The 15,452-nt window shown below is 71.2% G+C and carries 16 protein-coding genes; 4 read left to right on the top strand and 12 right to left on the bottom strand.

Annotation, left to right across the window (positions count from 1 at the left end):
• The first annotated feature begins 33 nt into the window (after positions 1-33).
• Both ACH4TP_RS35800 and ACH4TP_RS35795 read left to right on the top strand, forming a co-directional pair.
• Entirely contained in the window at positions 34-876 is an 843-nt protein-coding gene (locus ACH4TP_RS35800) for a hypothetical protein (protein ID WP_398192026.1), read from the top strand.
• A gap of 118 nt (positions 877-994) precedes the next feature.
• Entirely contained in the window at positions 995-1,171 is a 177-nt protein-coding gene (locus ACH4TP_RS35795) for a hypothetical protein (protein WP_389239096.1), read from the top strand.
• 40 nt (positions 1,172-1,211) lie between these two features.
• Here ACH4TP_RS35795 and ACH4TP_RS35790 read toward each other — a convergent pair whose 3' ends face one another.
• Positions 1,212-1,568 carry a metal-sensitive transcriptional regulator gene (locus tag ACH4TP_RS35790; protein WP_389239098.1) on the bottom strand — a complete coding sequence of 119 codons (357 nt, stop codon included), beginning with the start codon at positions 1,566-1,568 and terminating at the stop codon, positions 1,212-1,214.
• A 193-nt stretch (positions 1,569-1,761) separates the two neighbouring features.
• On the opposite strand from ACH4TP_RS35790, the gene ACH4TP_RS35785 reads away from it, so the two are divergent.
• Complete coding sequence (locus tag ACH4TP_RS35785; protein ID WP_041130381.1) at positions 1,762-2,382, top strand: DUF47 domain-containing protein; 621 nt, start codon at positions 1,762-1,764, stop codon at positions 2,380-2,382.
• A 5-nt stretch (positions 2,383-2,387) separates the two neighbouring features.
• Positions 2,388-3,386, top strand: coding sequence for an anion permease (locus ACH4TP_RS35780; RefSeq protein WP_389239100.1), 999 nt, complete (start codon positions 2,388-2,390; stop codon positions 3,384-3,386).
• 374 nt (positions 3,387-3,760) lie between these two features.
• On the opposite strand, the gene pstB is transcribed toward ACH4TP_RS35780, so the two are convergent.
• The 11 genes from pstB to mshD form a co-directional block, all read right to left on the bottom strand.
• Complete coding sequence (pstB, locus tag ACH4TP_RS35775) at positions 3,761-4,537, bottom strand: phosphate ABC transporter ATP-binding protein PstB (protein WP_389239102.1); 777 nt, start codon at positions 4,535-4,537, stop codon at positions 3,761-3,763.
• 25 nt (positions 4,538-4,562) lie between these two features.
• The gene (pstA, locus tag ACH4TP_RS35770) at positions 4,563-5,639 is read right to left on the bottom strand and encodes a phosphate ABC transporter permease PstA (protein WP_398440230.1); all 1,077 of its coding nucleotides are present in this window, start codon (positions 5,637-5,639) and stop codon (positions 4,563-4,565) included.
• Positions 5,636-6,610: a phosphate ABC transporter permease subunit PstC gene (gene pstC, locus ACH4TP_RS35765; RefSeq protein ID WP_389239107.1), complete on the bottom strand. Its 975-nt coding sequence runs from the start codon at positions 6,608-6,610 to the stop codon at positions 5,636-5,638. The genes pstA and pstC overlap by 4 nt, the downstream gene beginning before the upstream one ends.
• A gap of 123 nt (positions 6,611-6,733) precedes the next feature.
• On the bottom strand, positions 6,734-7,876 hold the full coding sequence (gene pstS, locus ACH4TP_RS35760) for a phosphate ABC transporter substrate-binding protein PstS (protein WP_389239109.1): 1,143 nt from the start codon (positions 7,874-7,876) through the stop codon (positions 6,734-6,736).
• Between the two features lie 522 nt (positions 7,877-8,398).
• Entirely contained in the window at positions 8,399-8,812 is a 414-nt protein-coding gene (locus tag ACH4TP_RS35755) for an NUDIX hydrolase (RefSeq protein ID WP_398440229.1), read from the bottom strand.
• Positions 8,809-9,792 carry a CHAD domain-containing protein gene (locus ACH4TP_RS35750; protein ID WP_389237006.1) on the bottom strand — a complete coding sequence of 328 codons (984 nt, stop codon included), beginning with the start codon at positions 9,790-9,792 and terminating at the stop codon, positions 8,809-8,811. Before ACH4TP_RS35750 ends, ACH4TP_RS35755 begins: the two co-directional genes overlap by 4 nt.
• Complete coding sequence (locus ACH4TP_RS35745) at positions 9,779-12,124, bottom strand: RNA degradosome polyphosphate kinase (RefSeq protein WP_389237004.1); 2,346 nt, start codon at positions 12,122-12,124, stop codon at positions 9,779-9,781. Before ACH4TP_RS35745 ends, ACH4TP_RS35750 begins: the two co-directional genes overlap by 14 nt.
• Before the next feature lie 108 nt (positions 12,125-12,232).
• Entirely contained in the window at positions 12,233-13,201 is a 969-nt protein-coding gene (locus ACH4TP_RS35740; protein WP_398440228.1) for a hypothetical protein, read from the bottom strand.
• Positions 13,198-14,031, bottom strand: a complete 834-nt coding sequence (locus ACH4TP_RS35735) for an ATP-binding cassette domain-containing protein (protein WP_398440227.1) — start codon at positions 14,029-14,031, stop codon at positions 13,198-13,200. The genes ACH4TP_RS35740 and ACH4TP_RS35735 overlap by 4 nt, the downstream gene beginning before the upstream one ends.
• Positions 14,028-14,411: a GntR family transcriptional regulator gene (locus tag ACH4TP_RS35730; RefSeq protein WP_398440226.1), complete on the bottom strand. Its 384-nt coding sequence runs from the start codon at positions 14,409-14,411 to the stop codon at positions 14,028-14,030. The genes ACH4TP_RS35735 and ACH4TP_RS35730 overlap by 4 nt, the downstream gene beginning before the upstream one ends.
• Positions 14,412-14,500: 89 nt before the next feature.
• Entirely contained in the window at positions 14,501-15,427 is a 927-nt protein-coding gene (gene mshD, locus ACH4TP_RS35725) for a mycothiol synthase (RefSeq protein WP_389236996.1), read from the bottom strand.
• Positions 15,428-15,452 lie beyond the last annotated feature (25 nt).

The following is a 15,452-nucleotide window of genomic DNA, read 5'->3' as shown; positions in this document are numbered from 1 at the left end:
CAAACAGCGGTGAGGCGTTGGGGGTTGGCGGCGATGGTGGAGCAGCGGTACGGACGTCCGCACGGTCTCGGTCGCGGGGGGTTCGCCGTCACCGCCGTCCTGGTCGGCTCCCTCGTCGGGACCTTGGCGGTCACGGGCTGCGCCGCCCCCGAGGACCCGAAGCCGGCGGCCGACCCCGCCCTCGCCGTACGGAGCGCCGCCGACGCCCTCGTGCGGGCCGGCACCTCCAAGGCGAGCACCTCCATGGAGATGGCCGCAGGCGGGACCCGGGTCACCATCCGGGGCGAGGGCGGCTACGACTTCCGGCGCCGCACCGGCCGCCTCCAGGTGATGCTGCCCAAGGACCCCGCCGGGGCGAGCGAGCACCGGCCGATCACCGAGCTCCTCACCCCCGGCGCCCTCTACATGAAGAACCGGGGCGCCGGAGTCCCCGCCGACAAGTGGGTGCGGGTGGACACCACGACCCTCGACGACGGCAACCTCGTCACCAACGGCGCCACCGACCCCGCCGCCGCGGCCGAGCTGCTGCGCGGCGCCCGTGAGGTCACCTACCTCGGCCAGGTCGACCTGGCAGGGGTGAAAGTCGGCCACTACCGGGGGGTCGTCGACCTCGCGCACGCCGCCCGGGCAGCCTCGCCGCAGCTGCGCGGGGCGCTCACCGCGGCGGCGAAAGGGTTCGCCAAGGACACGGTCCCCTTCGACGCGTACCTCGACGCGGAGGGACGGCTGCGGAAGGTGCGCCACCAGTTCGGCTTCCGCAACCAGGGCCGGACGGTCGCGGTCGCCTCGACGACCCTGCTGTACGGCTTCGGGGTCCCCGTCGAGGTGACGCTGCCGGACCGCCGCGACATCTACGCCGGGAGGATCGAGACCTGACCCGGCCCGGTGGCGGTACGGACCATCGGCAAATGGTCCGGACGTGTCATGCGCGGCTCGAGGCCCCGTCCCTACGCTGGGAGACCGCTGGGAGACCGACGCCGGCAGGAAGAGGTGGATGCGCGTGGCCCCGCCCGGTACAGCAACCGTGCCCGCAGACCCGGACCGCGTCGCCCTCGCCGAGATCGAGCTCTGCGGCGAGCTGATCATCGCGGCGTCGGCCGCGGACGGGGAGCGGCTCAGCGCCGACCGGATCGACGAGGTCCTGCGGGCCGTGGCCGGGCCGGACCTCTGACGGCCGGGCCGCGCCCCGGTACGGCCCCGTCCGCCGCGCCTCAGGTGCGCAGCATGCGGGCGATGGCCTTCGTGGCCTCCTCGACCTTCTCGTCGATGCCCGAGCCGGTGGCCGCCGCGTCCGCGACGCAGTGCCGCAGGTGCTCCTCCAGGAGCTGGAGGGCGAAGGACTGGAGCGCCTTCGTCGAGGCGGAGACCTGCGTGAGTATGTCGATGCAGTAGACGTCCTCGTCGACCATCCGCTGGAGGCCGCGGATCTGGCCCTCGATGCGGCGGAGCCGCTTGAGGTGCTCGTCCTTCTGCTTGTGGTAGCCGTGCACGCCGTGTGCGTGGTCGGCAGGCTCGACGGCCGCCCCGACGGTCTCGGGGGTGACCTGGTCCGTCTCGGTGGTCGTCATCGCGTCCTCCGTTGTCCAGAAAAGGGGGTGTATACCCCTCGTGGGTATATGGTACCGATCCCCGCCGATCCGGGCGGGGGCCCGCTGCAGTTCACTGTGCCTGATGGGCGACACTGAGAGACGCCGGTTAGCCGTGGCCGGATGATGCGCCTAGCATCAGCCTGACCGAAACCCAGCACCCCGAGGACCTCACGTGCGATTTCGTCTGACCCCCAGGGAGACGAGCTTCTACGACATGTTCGCCGCGTCCGCGGACAACATCGTCACGGGCTCGAAGCTCCTGATGGAACTGCTCGGAGCGGAGCCTTCCGCCCGGGCCGAGATCGCGGAGCGGATGCGGGCAGCGGAGCACGCCGGTGACGACGCCACCCACGCGATCTTCCACCAGCTGAACTCCTCCTTCATCACGCCGTTCGACCGCGAGGACATCTACTCCCTCGCGTCGTCCCTCGACGACATCATGGACTTCATGGAAGAGGCCGTCGACCTGGTCGTCCTCTACAACATCGAAGAGCTCCCCAAGGGTGTCGAGCAGCAGATCGAGGTCCTGGCCCGGGCGGCGGAGCTGACCGCCGAGGCCATGCCGAACCTGCGGACGATGTCGAACCTCACCGAGTACTGGATCGAGGTCAACCGCCTTGAGAACCAGGCCGACCAGATCCACCGCAAGCTGCTCGCCCACCTCTTCAACGGCAAGTACGACGCCATCGAGGTGCTGAAGCTCAAGCAGGTCGTGGACGTCCTTGAGGAGGCGGCCGACGCCTTCGAGCACGTGGCCAACACGGTGGAGACCATCGCGGTCAAGGAGTCCTGAGCTTCGTGGACACCTTCGCTCTGATCGTGACCATCGGTGTCGCGCTCGGCTTCACGTATACGAACGGCTTCCACGATTCCGCCAACGCCATCGCCACCTCGGTGTCGACCCGGGCGCTGACCCCCCGGGCCGCGCTCGCGATGGCGGCGGTCATGAACCTGGCGGGTGCCTTCCTCGGCAGCGGCGTCGCGCACACCGTCAGCAAGGGCCTGATCGAGACGCCGACCGGCAACTCGGGGATGGGCATCCTCTTCGCCGCGCTGCTCGGCGCGATCGTCTGGAACCTCGTCACCTGGTACTTCGGGCTCCCCTCGTCCTCCTCGCACGCCCTGTTCGGCGGCATGGTGGGCGCGGCGCTCGCGGGTGGCACGCAGGTCATCTGGTCGGGCGTCCTCGAGAAGATCGTCATCCCGATGTTCCTCTCGCCGATCGTCGGCCTCATCGCCGGTTACCTGGTGATGACCGCGATCCTGTGGATGTTCCGCAAGGCCAACCCGCACAAGGCCAAGCGCGGCTTCCGCATCGCGCAGACCGTCTCGGCGGCCGGCATGGCGCTCGGCCACGGCCTCCAGGACGCCCAGAAGACCATGGGCATCGTGGTGATGGCCCTGGTCATCGGCGACGTGCAGAGCGCCGACGCGCCGATCCCGGTGTGGGTGAAGCTCGCCTGCGCCATCATGCTCTCGCTCGGTACGTACGCGGGCGGCTGGCGCATCATGCGGACCCTCGGCCGCAAGATCATCGAGCTGGACCCGCCGCAGGGCTTCGCGGCGGAGACGACCGGCGCGTCGATCATGTTCCTGACCGCCTTCGTCTTCAAGGCGCCGATCTCGACCACGCACGTCATCACCTCCGCCATCATGGGCGTCGGCGCGACGAAGCGCGTCAACGCGGTCCGGTGGGGCGTCGCCAAGAACATCGTCCTGGGCTGGTTCATCACCATGCCGGCGGCGGGCATCGTCGCCGCGGTGAGCTACTACGTGATCAAGCTGCTCTTCGGCTGACGGACGGCGGCGGCCGGTGCTGCTGGGGGTCCGGGGGTCGTCCCCCGGGGGATGCGGTATCACCGTGCCGGCGGCGGGCATCGTCGCCGCGGTGAGCTACTACGTGATCAAGCTGCTCTTCGGCTGACGGACGGCGGCGACCGGTGCTGCTGGGGGTCCGGGGGTCGTCCCCCGGGGGATGCGGTATCACCGTGCCGGCGGCGGGCATCGTCGCCGCGGTGAGCTACTACGTGATCAAGCTGTTCTTCGGGTAGGACCCGCTGGAAATGATCGGGCCCGGCTCCCCTGTGGGGGAGCCGGGCCCTCGTCGTTACGGTGGCACCGCCATGCAGCACCGTAAGACGGCCACGCGGCGGAGCCGCATGGGGTCTGGGTTATCCGAAGCGGCCGGAGATGTAGTCCTCGGTCGCCTGGACGCTCGGGTTGGAGAAGATGCGCTCGGTGTCGTCCAGCTCGATCAGCCGGCCGGGCTGGCCGACGCCCGCCAGGTTGAAGAAGGCGGTGCGGTCCGAGACGCGGGCGGCCTGCTGCATGTTGTGCGTCACGATGACGATCGTGAAGCGCTCCTTCAGCTCGCCGATGAGGTCCTCGATGGCGAGGGTGGAGATCGGGTCGAGGGCCGAGCAGGGCTCGTCCATGAGCAGGACGTCCGGCTCGACGGCGATGGCGCGGGCGATGCACAGACGCTGCTGCTGGCCGCCGGAGAGGCCGGAGCCCGGCTTGTTGAGGCGGTCCTTGACCTCGTTCCAGAGGTTGGCGCCCTTGAGGGACCGCTCGACGATCTCGTTCAGCTGGGACTTCTTGTACGAGCCGTTGAGGCGCAGGCCCGCCGCCACGTTGTCGAAGATCGACATGGTGGGGAAGGGGTTCGGGCGCTGGAAGACCATGCCGACCGTGCGGCGCACGGCGACGGGGTCGACACCGGCCCCGTACAGGTTCTCGTCGTCGAGCATCACCTTGCCCTCGACGCGGCCGCCGGGGGTGACCTCGTGCATCCGGTTCAGGGTGCGCAGGAAGGTGGACTTGCCGCAGCCGGAGGGGCCGATGAAGGCCGTCACGGAGCGGGGCTCGACGGTCATCGAGATGTCGTCGATCGCCTTGTGGGCGCCGTAGTAGGCGGAGAGGCCGCTGACGTCGATTCGCTTGGCCATGTGAATCACTTCCAATTTACCGCGGTCAGCGGCCGGTCTTCGGGGCCTTCCAGCGGGCGATGCCGCGGGCCACCAGGTTGAGGATCATGACGAAGGCGATCAGGACGAGCGCGGCGGCCCAGGCGCGGGCCACGGCGGCGTCGGTGCCGACCGCGTACTGCTCGTACACGTAGAGCGGCAGGGAGGACTGGGCGCCTTCGAAGGGGTTCGGGTTGATGAGCTTCGTACCGAACACGAGGAGGAGGACCGGGGCCGTCTCACCGGTGATGCGGGCGACCGCGAGCATGACGCCCGTGGTGATGCCGCCGATCGCGGTGGGCAGGACCACCTTCAGGATGGTGCGCCACTTGGGGATGCCGAGGGCGAGGGAGGCCTCGCGGAGCTCGTTCGGGACGAGCTTGAGCATCTCCTCGGTGGAGCGGACCACGACCGGCATCATCAGGATGGCGAGGGCCATCGCGCCGGCGAAACCGGAGGGGCCGAAGCCCAGGATCAGGTTCCAGGTGGCGAGGATGAAGAGGCCGGCGACGATCGACGGGATGCCCGTCATGACGTCGACGAAGAAGGTGACGGCCTTGGCGAGCTTGCCGCCGGTGGCGTACTCGACGAGGTAGACGGCGGTCAGCAGGCCGATCGGCGCGGCGATCAGGGTCGCGATGCCGACCTGCTCGATGGTGCCGAGCAGCGCGTGGTAGACGCCGCCGCCCTCCTCGGCGTCGAGGACGCCGTTCATCGAGTGGGTCAGGAAGTACGGGCTGAGGGCTTCGAGGCCCTTGCTGATCGTGACCCAGGCGAGGGAGAGCAGCGGGACGACGGCGAGGACGAAGCAGACCCAGACGAGGCTGGTGGCGACGCGGTCCTTGGCCTGGCGGCGGCCCTCGACCTTGGTGGTGAGGGTGTACGTGACCAGGACGAAGAGCAGCGCGGCGATCAGGCCCCACTGGACCTTGCTGTGCCAGCCGGCGGCGAGGCCGATGCCGACGCCCGCGGCGATGGAGCCGGCGGCGACGGCGGCCGGGGTCCAGCGGGGCAGCCGGGCGTGGGAGAGAGGCGCGCGGTGCGGGGCGGCCGCGACCGGACGTTCCTGTATGGCGTGGCTCATGCCGCTGCCCCCGAGTACTCCTTGCGGCGGCCGATGATCCAGCGTGCGGCGCCGTTGACCAGCAGGGTGATGACGAAGAGGACGAGACCGGAGGCGATCAGCGCGTCCCGGCCGAATCCGTCGGCCTCGTTGAACTTGGCGGCGATGTTCTGCGCGAAGGTGCCGCCGCCCGGGTCGAGCAGGTGGCCCGAGAGGACGAAGCTGGGGGAGAGGACCACGGCGACGGCCATGGTCTCGCCGAGTGCGCGGCCGAGGCCCAGCATGGAGGCGGAGATGATGCCGGAGCGGCCGAAGGGCAGCACCGACATGCGGATGACCTCCCAGCGCGTGGCGCCGAGGGCGAGGGCGGCTTCCTCGTGCATCTTCGGGACCTGGAGGAAGACCTCGCGGGTCACGTTGGTGATGATCGGAAGGATCATGATCGCCAGGAGGATGCCCACGGTGAAGAGGTTGCGGGCGACGCCGTCCTGGGACTTGTCGAAGATGTACGTCCAGCCGAAGTACTGGTCGAGCCACTTGTTGAGGCCGTCCAGGTACGGGACGAGGAAGATCGCGCCCCAGAGGCCGTAGATGATGCTGGGCACGGCGGCGAGCAGGTCGACGACGTACGCGAGCGGCTTGGCCAGCTTGCGCGGGGCGTAGTGCGAGATGAAGAGGGCGATCCCGATCGCGACGGGCACGGCGATGACCATCGCGATGACCGAGGAGACCAGGGTGCCGAAGGCGAGGACGGCGATGCCGAAGACCGGCGGGTTGTTCGCCGGGTTCCACTCGAAGGTGGTGAAGAAGTTCGTGCTGTCCTTCGAGATGGCGAGGGCGGCACGGTAGGTCAGGAAGACCGCGATCGCGGCCATGATCACGAGGAGGGTGATGCCGGAGCCCTTGGACAGGCCGCTGAAGACGCGGTCTCCGGGGCGGGTCGCGCTCTTGGCGCGCCGGCTCCTCTGTATGTCAGGTGTGGTGGTAGCCATCTGTTCTTCTCCGGTCTGCGGGTCCCGTACGTCCCTCGCGGGGTGACGGGGCCCTGGCGGCGGTGCACCGGATGCCGGGGCCGGCTCCTCCACGGGAGGTGAGGGGCCGGCCCCGGCCGGGGGTCAGGACAGGGTGGGGACGATCGCGCGGACCTTGGCCGCGATCTCGGCCGGGAGCGGGGCGTAGCCGGCGTCGGAGAGGACCTTCTGGCCCTCCTCGCTGGCGGTGTAGGTGAGGAACGCCTTCAGGGTCGGCAGGGTGTCCGCCTTGTTGCCCTTGTCGCAGGCGATCTCGTACGTGACCAGGGTGATCGGGTACGCGCCCTCGGCCTTGGTGGTGTAGTCGAGGGAGAGGGCCAGGTCGCTGCCGGTGCCCTTGACCTTGGCGGCGGCGATGGCCTTCGAGGCGTTCTCCGTGGTGGCGGCGACCGGGGCGGAGGCGCCGGTGTTGATGCTGACCGTGGAGATCTTGTTGGCCGTGGCGTAGGAGAGCTCGAAGTAGCCGATGGAGCCCTCGGCGTCCTTGACCGCGGTGGCGACACCGGAGGAGCCGTTGGCGGCCTGGCCGTTCGGGGCGGGCCACGACTTCGTCTTCGGGTCGTACTTCCAGTCGGCCGGGGCCGTGGCGGAGAGGTACTTGCCCAGGTTCTGGGTGGTGCCCGACTCGTCCGAGCGGTGGAAGGCCTGGATGGTGGTGTCGGGGAGCTTGGCGCCCGGGTTCAGCTTGGCGATCGCCGGGTCGTTCCACTTCGTGATCTTCGTGTCGAAGATCTTGGCCAGTGTGGGGGCGTCGAGGACCAGGTTGTCCACGCCGTCCAGCTTATAGCCGATGGCGATGGGGCCGCCCACCATGGGGAGGTTGATGCCCGTGCCGCCCTTGCAGATCTTCTGCGAGGCGGCGACCTCTTCGGGCTTCAGGGCGGAGTCGGAGCCGGCGAAGGTGACCTGGCCCTGGTTGAACTTGGTGATGCCGCCGCCGGAACCGATGGCCTGGTAGTTGACCTCGACGCCGGAGCACGCGGCCTGGAAGTTCTTGACCCACAGGTCCATGGCGTTCTTCTGCGCGCTGGAGCCCGCGGCGAGGATCTGGCCCTTGGCGCCGTCGCACGCGATGTTCGACGCGGCGGCGGAGGTCTTGGTGCCGCCGTCCTTCGTCGGGGTCTCCGTGTTGTTGTCCGAGCCACACGCCGAGAGGACGAGCGCACCGGAGACGACGAGGGCACCGATCGCGGAGGCGCGAAGCCCGTTCTTGCGCGAAAGCTTCACTTTCGGGTGTTCCTTCCAGAAGCCGCCTTGTCGCGGACCGTCATGTCCTGACCGTTCTACGGCGGCGTGTGTCGGTTGGTCGGTGCGTCTTTGTGCTCCGTGCACCGTGTAAGGCCGAAATTAGGCAGAACAGGTGAAGCGGTCGGCGGGGGAGGGTGAACGGGAAGTGAACCGTGCCGGAAGGGCGGGTGCGGGGTCCTTGGGCGGACGGCGGGCGGTTGTGGGCCGCGCCTGCCGGGGCGGTGCCCCCGCCGCCCCCCCGTTGTGGGCAATCGTTCCGCAGGGCGGAACGGGTGGGCACAACGGAACGGCGCCCTGCCGGCGCCAGAGGCTTCAGTGCCTGAACCCGCACCCGGTGCACGGCGCACAACGTGGTGCGGGTTCGGGCGCGGAACGCGGAGGCGCCGCTAGAGAGCGCCGTCCCGTGTGCCCACCCGTCCCGCCCCGGCGGGACGATTGCCCACACGGCAGCGGGGTGAAGCCCCAGGCAGGTGTGGGCCCCGTGTGGGGCCCGGGTGGTGGTCAGAGGTGGGGGGTGGTGAGGGCTGCGTCCAGGAGGTCGCGGTCGCGGGGTTGGGTGAGGCGGTGGCGGGCGGAGGGAGGGGGGAGCCAGACGAGGGCGTCGATCTCCTTGGTCGGGACGAAGCCGCCGTCGAGGGCGCGGGCCGACCAGTACTCGACCTGCTTGGGGCGGCCGTCCACCCAGTAGTGCGCCGTGGGCAGGCGGGGGCCGAGTTCGCAGCGGCGGCCCGTCTCCTCCAGGACCTCCCGCAGGGCGCAGGCCTCGGCGGTCTCGCCGCGTTTGCGCTTGCCCTTGGGGTGGGACCAGTCGTCCCACTTGGGCCGGTGGACGAGGGCGATCTCGATGCCGTGGCCGGAAATCGCCGGGCGCCACAGGACGCAGCCCGCCGCCAGGATCGGGGTCGGGGTGGTCATGGGACCGGGGCCGTCGTTCGCCGCCACGCGCGCTGGAAGGCGAAGCGGGCCGCCTCCACCTCGTGGCGCTGGTCCGCGTGGAGGACGCCCAGCGCGTACGCCGTCGCCGGGGCGATCCGCGGCGTGCGGGCCGCGGTGGCCGCCGCCGAGGCCGCCTCCGCCGCGTCGCGGTGCCGGTCGAGGGCGCGGGCCGCCTCGTACAGGACGGACTCGGGTTCGCCGCCGGTGTGCAGGGCCTCGTTGGCGTACCGGTGCAGGCGCAGCAGGGCCCGGGTGTGGTGCCAGGGCGCGTCCTGGGTTTCGCCGGCGGCGAGGGCGAGGGCGTCCGCGTTGTACGGGTGGGCCGCCCGGGTCAGGGGGAGGGCGGCGACCGCGTCCCGGAGGCGCCGCTCGGCGAGCTCGGCGGGGGCGTCGATGACCTCGACGGCCGGGGCCGCGCCCGCCGGGCCGAGCGGGACCTCGGAGGCGAGGAGGGCGACGGCGTCGGCGATCGCGTGGAAGCGGGCGGAGCCGAGCGCCTGGAGGGAGGCCGAGTGGGCGCGCGTACGGGCCAGGGTCAGTTGGCGTTCGAGGAGGGCGCCCGCCCGGGCGGCGCCCACGGTGAGGCCGGGGCCGCCCTCCGTGCCCCTGGCGGCCGGGACCGGTCCGGTGCCGTTCGATAGGCGGGACAGTGCGTCCACCAGGCGGACCAGGCGGGAGGTGCAGGCCTGCTCCAGGGCGAGCGTGCCCGAGAGCCAGGCGAGTTCCGTGCGCAGCTGGTCGGCCCAGGCCGGGTCGAGCAGCGGCCGGAAGGTGTGGAGGGTGCCGCCGATCCGGCGGGCCGCGCTCCGCAGCGTGCGGGCGGCCTCCTCCGCTCCGGCCGTGTCGGAGCCGCTCTCGCCGTGCAGGCGCAGGCCGCGGAGGAAGTCCGCGGCCCGCGCGTGCAGGTAGGGGGCCAGGACCTCGCCCGCCGTGACGTCCGAGTGGTCAGGGTTGTGCACGCCGGCGCCTCCGCGCGTCGATGAGCATCTCCTGGACGTGCCGCAGGGGCCGGCCCTCGGGGTCGGTCGCGTGCCGCGTCCAGTTCCCGTCGGGGCCGAGGTGCCAGGAGGAGGTGGTGTCGGACATTCCGGTCTCCAGGAGCCGGGTGAGCGCCGCCCGGTGGGCCGGGTCGGAGACCCGTACGAGGGCCTCGATCCGGCGGTCCAGGTTGCGGTGCATCATGTCGGCGCTGCCGAGCCAGACCTCGGGTTCGCCGCCGTTGCCGAAGGCGAAGACCCGGGAGTGCTCCAGGAAGCGGCCGAGGATCGAGCGGACCCGGATGTTCTCCGAGAGGCCGGTGACCCCGGGGCGTACGGCGCAGATGCCGCGGACCCAGATGTCGACGGGGACGCCGGCCCGGGAGGCCTGGTAGCAGGCGTCGATGACCGCTTCGTCGACCATCGAGTTGACCTTGATGCGGACGTACGCGGGCCGGCCGGCCTTGTGGTGGGCGATCTCCTTGGTGATCCGGGAGACCAGTCCGTCGCGCAGCGACTTCGGGGCGGTGAGCAGGCGCCGGTAGGTCTCGCGGCGGGAGTAGCCGGAGAGCCGGTTGAACAGGTCGGACAGGTCCGCGCCGACCTGCGGGTCGGCGGTGAGCAGGCCCAGGTCCTCGTAGAGCCGGGCCGTCTTCGGGTGGTAGTTGCCGGTGCCGACGTGCGAGTACCGGCGGAGGAGCTCGCCCTCCTGGCGTACCACCAGGGAGAGCTTGCAGTGGGTCTTGAGGCCGACGAGGCCGTACACGACGTGGCAGCCGGCCTCCTCCAGCTTCCGCGCCCACTTGATGTTGGCCTGCTCGTCGAAGCGGGCCTTGATCTCGACGAGGACGAGGACCTGCTTGCCGGACTCGGCCGCGTCTATGAGGGCGTCGACGATCGGGGAGTCGCCGGAGGTGCGGTACAGCGTCTGCTTGATCGCGAGGACGTCCGGGTCGGCCGCCGCCTGCTCCAGGAAGGCCTGGACGGAGGTGGAGAAGGAGTCGTACGGGTGGTGCAGGAGCACGTCCCGCTCGCGCAGCGCCGCGAAGATGTCGGGCGCGGACGCGGACTCGACCTCGGCGAGGTCCCGGTGGGTGCCGGCGACGAACTTCGGGTACTTCAGCTCGGGCCGGTCCTGTCCGGCGATCCCGAAGAGCCCGGTGAGGTCGAGCGGGCCGGGCAGCGGGTAGACCTCGGCGTCGGAGATCTTCAGCTCGCGGACCAGCAGGTCGAGGACGTACGGGTCGATGGACTCCTCGACCTCCAGGCGCACCGGCGGGCCGAAGCGGCGGCGCATGAGCTCCTTCTCCAGGGCCTGGAGCAGGTTCTCCGCGTCGTCCTCCTCGACCTCCAGGTCCTCGTTCCTGGTCACCCGGAACATGTGGTGCGCCAGCACCTCCATGCCGGGGAACAGCTCCTCCAGGTGCGCCGCGATCACGTCCTCCAGGGGCACGTACCGCTGCGGGGAGGCCTCCAGGAAGCGGGAGAGCAGCGGCGGCACCTTGACGCGCGCGAAGTGGCGGTGGCCGCTGACCGGGTTGCGCACGACCACGGCGAGGTTGAGGGAGAGTCCCGAGATGTACGGGAAGGGGTGCGCGGGGTCCACGGCCAGCGGGGTCAGGACGGGGAAGATCTGCTGCCGGAAGAGCGTGAAGAGCCGGGCCTGCTCCTTCTCGGTGAGTTCCGGCCAGCGGATCAGGTGGATGCCTTCGTCGGCGAGGGCCGGGGCGACGTCCTGCTGGTAGCAGGCGGCGTGCCGGGCCATGAGCTCGCGCGAGCGCGTCCAGATCAGGTCCAGGACCTCGCGGGGCTGGAGGCCGGAGGCGGAGCGGGTGGCGACGCCGGTGGCGATGCGGCGCTTGAGGCCGGCGACGCGGACCATGAAGAACTCGTCGAGGTTCGAGGCGAAGATCGCGAGGAAGTTCGCCCTTTCGAGGAGCGGGGTCGTCGGGTCCTCGGCGAGTTCGAGGACCCGCTCGTTGAACGCGAGCCAGCTGCGCTCCCGGTCGAGGAAGCGCCCCTGCGGCAGTTTGTCGCCGAGCGTGCCGTCGTCCTCGTAGACGTCGGGATCCGCGTCGAGGTCGGCGTCGATGTCGGTGACGATGGTGCCGTTCACGACGTGCGCGGTGACGGGGCCGAAGGGCTCCCTTCCGGACGACGGGGCGGACGGCGTGGCGGAGGACTGGACCGGGACCTCGGCGGGCTGCTGCTTCATGGCCCCATTCTTCCGCGCGAAGGGGTGGTCGGGCGCGTCGGAGCGGGCCGTGGGGGAGGGAAGTCTCCCTTTGGGGAGAGCGGACACGGAGCGCTTCATTGCGTGAGCGTCGCAAGCGCGTCTGAATGGCCGGTAACGGGGACGTGTCGTGCGGGAATCGGGGGCGGGGCCCTTGTCGGGGCCCCGCCCCCGCCTTCTTACCGAGGGTTACGGGTGGCGGGCGCGCAGGACGCGGAAGGCGGCGTAGGCCGCGAGGGCGGCGAGGGCGAGGCAGATGCCGGACTCGACGAGCTGGAGGGGCCAGTAGTGCGAGGCGGGGTGGATGTCGAGGAACCCGGTGACCCCGCCCCGGGCGGTCATGCACCGCTCGACGTTGTCCGACTGGACGGCGAAGCAGTCCTGCCAGAGGACGCGCTCACCGGATGCCGTGAGCATGCCCCGGTCCAGTGGCCAGGCGTGACCCTCGGTCGACACCCCGGAGCCGGTCAGGGTCCGGACCGGCCAGAGGCCGTCGCGCAGCCGGGAGAGGACCGCCAGGGCCACCCCGACGACGACGGCGGCGACCCCCATCGCGACGACGGTGCGCCGGACGAGGATGCCGACGGCCGTACCCAGGGCGAGGCCCAGGAGGGCGTGCGCCACCGGCACGATGCCGAACGAGACGAACACCGTCGGCTCGTACCAGTACGTGGGGAAGTCGTCGGCGGGGCCCGTCGACCACGACCAGTAGAAGACCAGGCTCAGCAGGGGGACGACCGTGAGCGTGAGCGCGGTGGGGACCGCGACCTTGGCCGCGAGCCAGCGCACCGGGCTGATGGACTGCGTCCACGCCAGCTTGTACGTGCCGGACTCCAGCTCGCGGGCGAGCATCGGGCCCGCGACGAACGCCCCGAGCAGGACGGGCAGGACGAGCATGCCCGCGGCGGCGTAGGTGACGAGGTTCCGGGCGAACCACTGGTCGTCGGCGTAGTCGCGCTGCGCCTGGAAACAGGAGCTGTCCGAGCCGTTGACGGGGCAGCCCGCCGTTCGCAGCGCGTCCACCGCGCCGTCCGACCACATCCGCGAGGCGACCATGACGGCCACCGCGCAGGCCGCGAGGGCGAGCGACCACCACACCGCCCGCCGGTGCTGCCGGAACGTCACCCACTGCGGGCCCTTGAGGGCGAGGGCGCTCATGCCGCGGCTCCTTCGGTGGTGCGGAGGTGGGCGAGGAGGAGTTCCTCCAGGGAGGGCTCGCTGGCCTCCCAGGGACCTTCGACGGGGCCCTCGCGGCGGACGAGGGCCGTGAGCTGACGGCCCGTCGTCCGGGAGTCGACGACCGTGTGCGGGGCGAGGTCCGCGACCGGGCCGGTCAGCAGGGTGTGCGCGGCGAGCAGGTCGTCGATCGCGCCGTCGAGGCGGATGCGGCCGTCCTGCACGAGGAGCAGGTGGTCGCAGGAGCCTTCCAGCTCGGTGAGGATGTGCGAGGACATGACGACGGTCGTGCCGCGTTCCGCGGCGTCGGCCAGGAGAGTGCCCATGAGTTCGCGTCGGGCGAGGGGATCGAGGTCCGCCATCGGCTCGTCGAGGAGCAGCAGTTCGGGCCGCTTGCCGAGGGCGAGCGCGAGCGCGAGCCGGGTGCGCTGCCCGCCGGAGAGGGAGCGGACCCGGGCGTTCCCGGGCAGCGGGCCGGCGATGCTCCCGGCGGCGGCCGGGTCCCAGCGGTCCGGGTTGAGCTCGCGGCCCAGGCGCAGCGTCTCGGCGACGGTGAGCTGCCCGTACAGCGGCTTGTCCTGGGCGACGTACGCGAGGCGGTCCCGCGCGGGAGCCGTGATCCTGCCCTCCGTGGGGTGCAGCAGGCCCGCGGCGAGGCCGAGGAGGGTCGACTTCCCCGCCCCGTTGGGGCCGACGACGGCGGCGACGCGGCCGGGGGGCAGGGTGAAGGTGCAGTCCTTCAGGGCCCAGCCCCCGCCTCGCCGTCGGTACCGCATTCCGAGGCCCTCGGCCTCGATGACCGGGTCGGTCATTCGTCCCCCTCGAAGTGTTCCTTCAGTGCGGATGTGAAGAGCGCGGCCACGTCCTCACGGTCGAGGCCCGCGGCGCGGGCGCGGCGGGCCCAGTCGGTGAGTTCGCCGCGGAGCGGCGAGTCGGCGGGGCCGGTGCCGAGGGTGGCGCGGACGAAGGTGCCGAGGCCGCGGCGGGCTTCGACGAGGCCTTCGCGTTCGAGCTCGCGGTAGGCCTTGAGCACCGTGTTGGGGTTGATGGCCGTCGCCTCGACGACCTCGCGTGCGGTGGGCAGCCGGTCGCCGGGTTCCAGGAGGCCCATCCGGAGGGCCTGCTTCGTCTGCTGGACGATCTGGAGGTAGGTGGCGACGCCGCTGCGCCGGTCGATGCGGTACTCGAGCACGATCCCTTCCACCACCCTTTCACTAATCAAGTAGTGAAAGGGTGGTGGAAGGAAGGGGGCGGTGTCAACCGCCCCCGTTCCGAAGGGTCTTAAGACTCCGTGCGGTACATCAGGTCCACCTCGTGCGTGGTGAAGCCGATCCCCTCGTAGACCCGCACCGCCGCCGTGTTGTCCGCGTCCACGTACAGCATCGCCGTCGGGAGCCCCTGCGCCGCCAGGTGGCGCAGGCCGATCGCGGTCAGGGCCTTGCCGAGGCCGCCGCCCTGGGCCTCGGGGAGGATGCCGACCACGTACACCTCGCCGAGCTGCTCCTCGGCGTGGGTCTTCGTCCAGTGGAAGCCGATGAGCCTGCCGTCCTTCTCGGCGAGGAAGAAGCCCTTCGGGTCGAACCACGGCTCGGCCATCCGGTCGTCCAGGTCCCGCTGGGTGAGGGAGCCCTGCTCCGGGTGGTGGGCGAAGGCGGCGGCGTTGACGGCGAGCCAGGCCGTGTCGTCGACGCCGGGCGTGAAGGTGCGGACGGTGACGCCCTCGGGCAGCACCGGCTCCGGGATGTCGAGCGGCACCAGGGAGCGGCGCAGCTGGCGGAGCTCGCGGAAGAGCGTCAGGCCGAGGACCTGGGCGAGGTGCCGGGCCGCCGACTTGCCGCCGTGCGCCCAGACCCGCAGCCGCTTGCCGGAGGCGGTGAGCAGGGCGGTGCCGAGCGCCCGGCCGTGGCCGCGGCCCCGGTGGGAGGGGTGGACGACCAGTTCGGCGGCCGGGGCCTCGATCGGGTCGGTCTCCTCCAGCTGGGCGTAGCCGTACAGGCGGGAGCCGACGGTGAGGAGGAAGTGGCGCACGCCCTCGCGCTTGCCGTGCCGCAGGTAGAGCCGCCCCTGCTCGGACACGGCGTGCAGGCCGTCGGACTGGTCGGCGGCCGCGAGGAGGTCCAGTACGTCCTGGATCTGCTCGGGCGTGAGCTCGTCATACGTGTGGATCTGCCGTCCGGGTTCGAGGGCCGGCGCCGCGTCGGAAGTCATGGCTACGAGCCTACGGCGACACCTC

The organism is Streptomyces sp. NPDC021012 (genome assembly GCF_044333355.1).
GTDB lineage: Bacteria > Actinomycetota > Actinomycetes > Streptomycetales > Streptomycetaceae > Streptomyces.
The sequence above is the reverse complement of the archived record's forward strand: the minus strand, read 5'-3'. Positions and strand labels throughout refer to the sequence as shown.

Bases quoted from the DNA above. Each gene is read 5' to 3' on its own strand.
- pstA (WP_398440230.1), bottom strand. From the start codon at position 5,639: ATGAGCCACGCCATACAGGAACGTCCGGTCGCGGCCGCCCCGCACCGC.
- pstC (WP_389239107.1), bottom strand. From the start codon at position 6,610: ATGGCTACCACCACACCTGACATACAGAGGAGCCGGCGCGCCAAGAGC.
- ACH4TP_RS35795 (WP_389239096.1), top strand. From the start codon at position 995: ATGCGCGTGGCCCCGCCCGGTACAGCAACCGTGCCCGCAGACCCGGAC.
- ACH4TP_RS35755 (WP_398440229.1), bottom strand. From the start codon at position 8,812: ATGACCACCCCGACCCCGATCCTGGCGGCGGGCTGCGTCCTGTGGCGC.
- ACH4TP_RS35800 (WP_398192026.1), top strand. From the start codon at position 34: ATGGTGGAGCAGCGGTACGGACGTCCGCACGGTCTCGGTCGCGGGGGG.
- ACH4TP_RS35790 (WP_389239098.1), bottom strand. From the start codon at position 1,568: ATGACGACCACCGAGACGGACCAGGTCACCCCCGAGACCGTCGGGGCG.
- ACH4TP_RS35735 (WP_398440227.1), bottom strand. From the start codon at position 14,031: ATGACCGACCCGGTCATCGAGGCCGAGGGCCTCGGAATGCGGTACCGA.
- pstB (WP_389239102.1), bottom strand. From the start codon at position 4,537: ATGGCCAAGCGAATCGACGTCAGCGGCCTCTCCGCCTACTACGGCGCC.
- ACH4TP_RS35740 (WP_398440228.1), bottom strand. From the start codon at position 13,201: ATGAGCGCCCTCGCCCTCAAGGGCCCGCAGTGGGTGACGTTCCGGCAG.
- ACH4TP_RS35745 (WP_389237004.1), bottom strand. From the start codon at position 12,124: ATGAAGCGCTCCGTGTCCGCTCTCCCCAAAGGGAGACTTCCCTCCCCC.
- mshD (WP_389236996.1), bottom strand. From the start codon at position 15,427: ATGACTTCCGACGCGGCGCCGGCCCTCGAACCCGGACGGCAGATCCAC.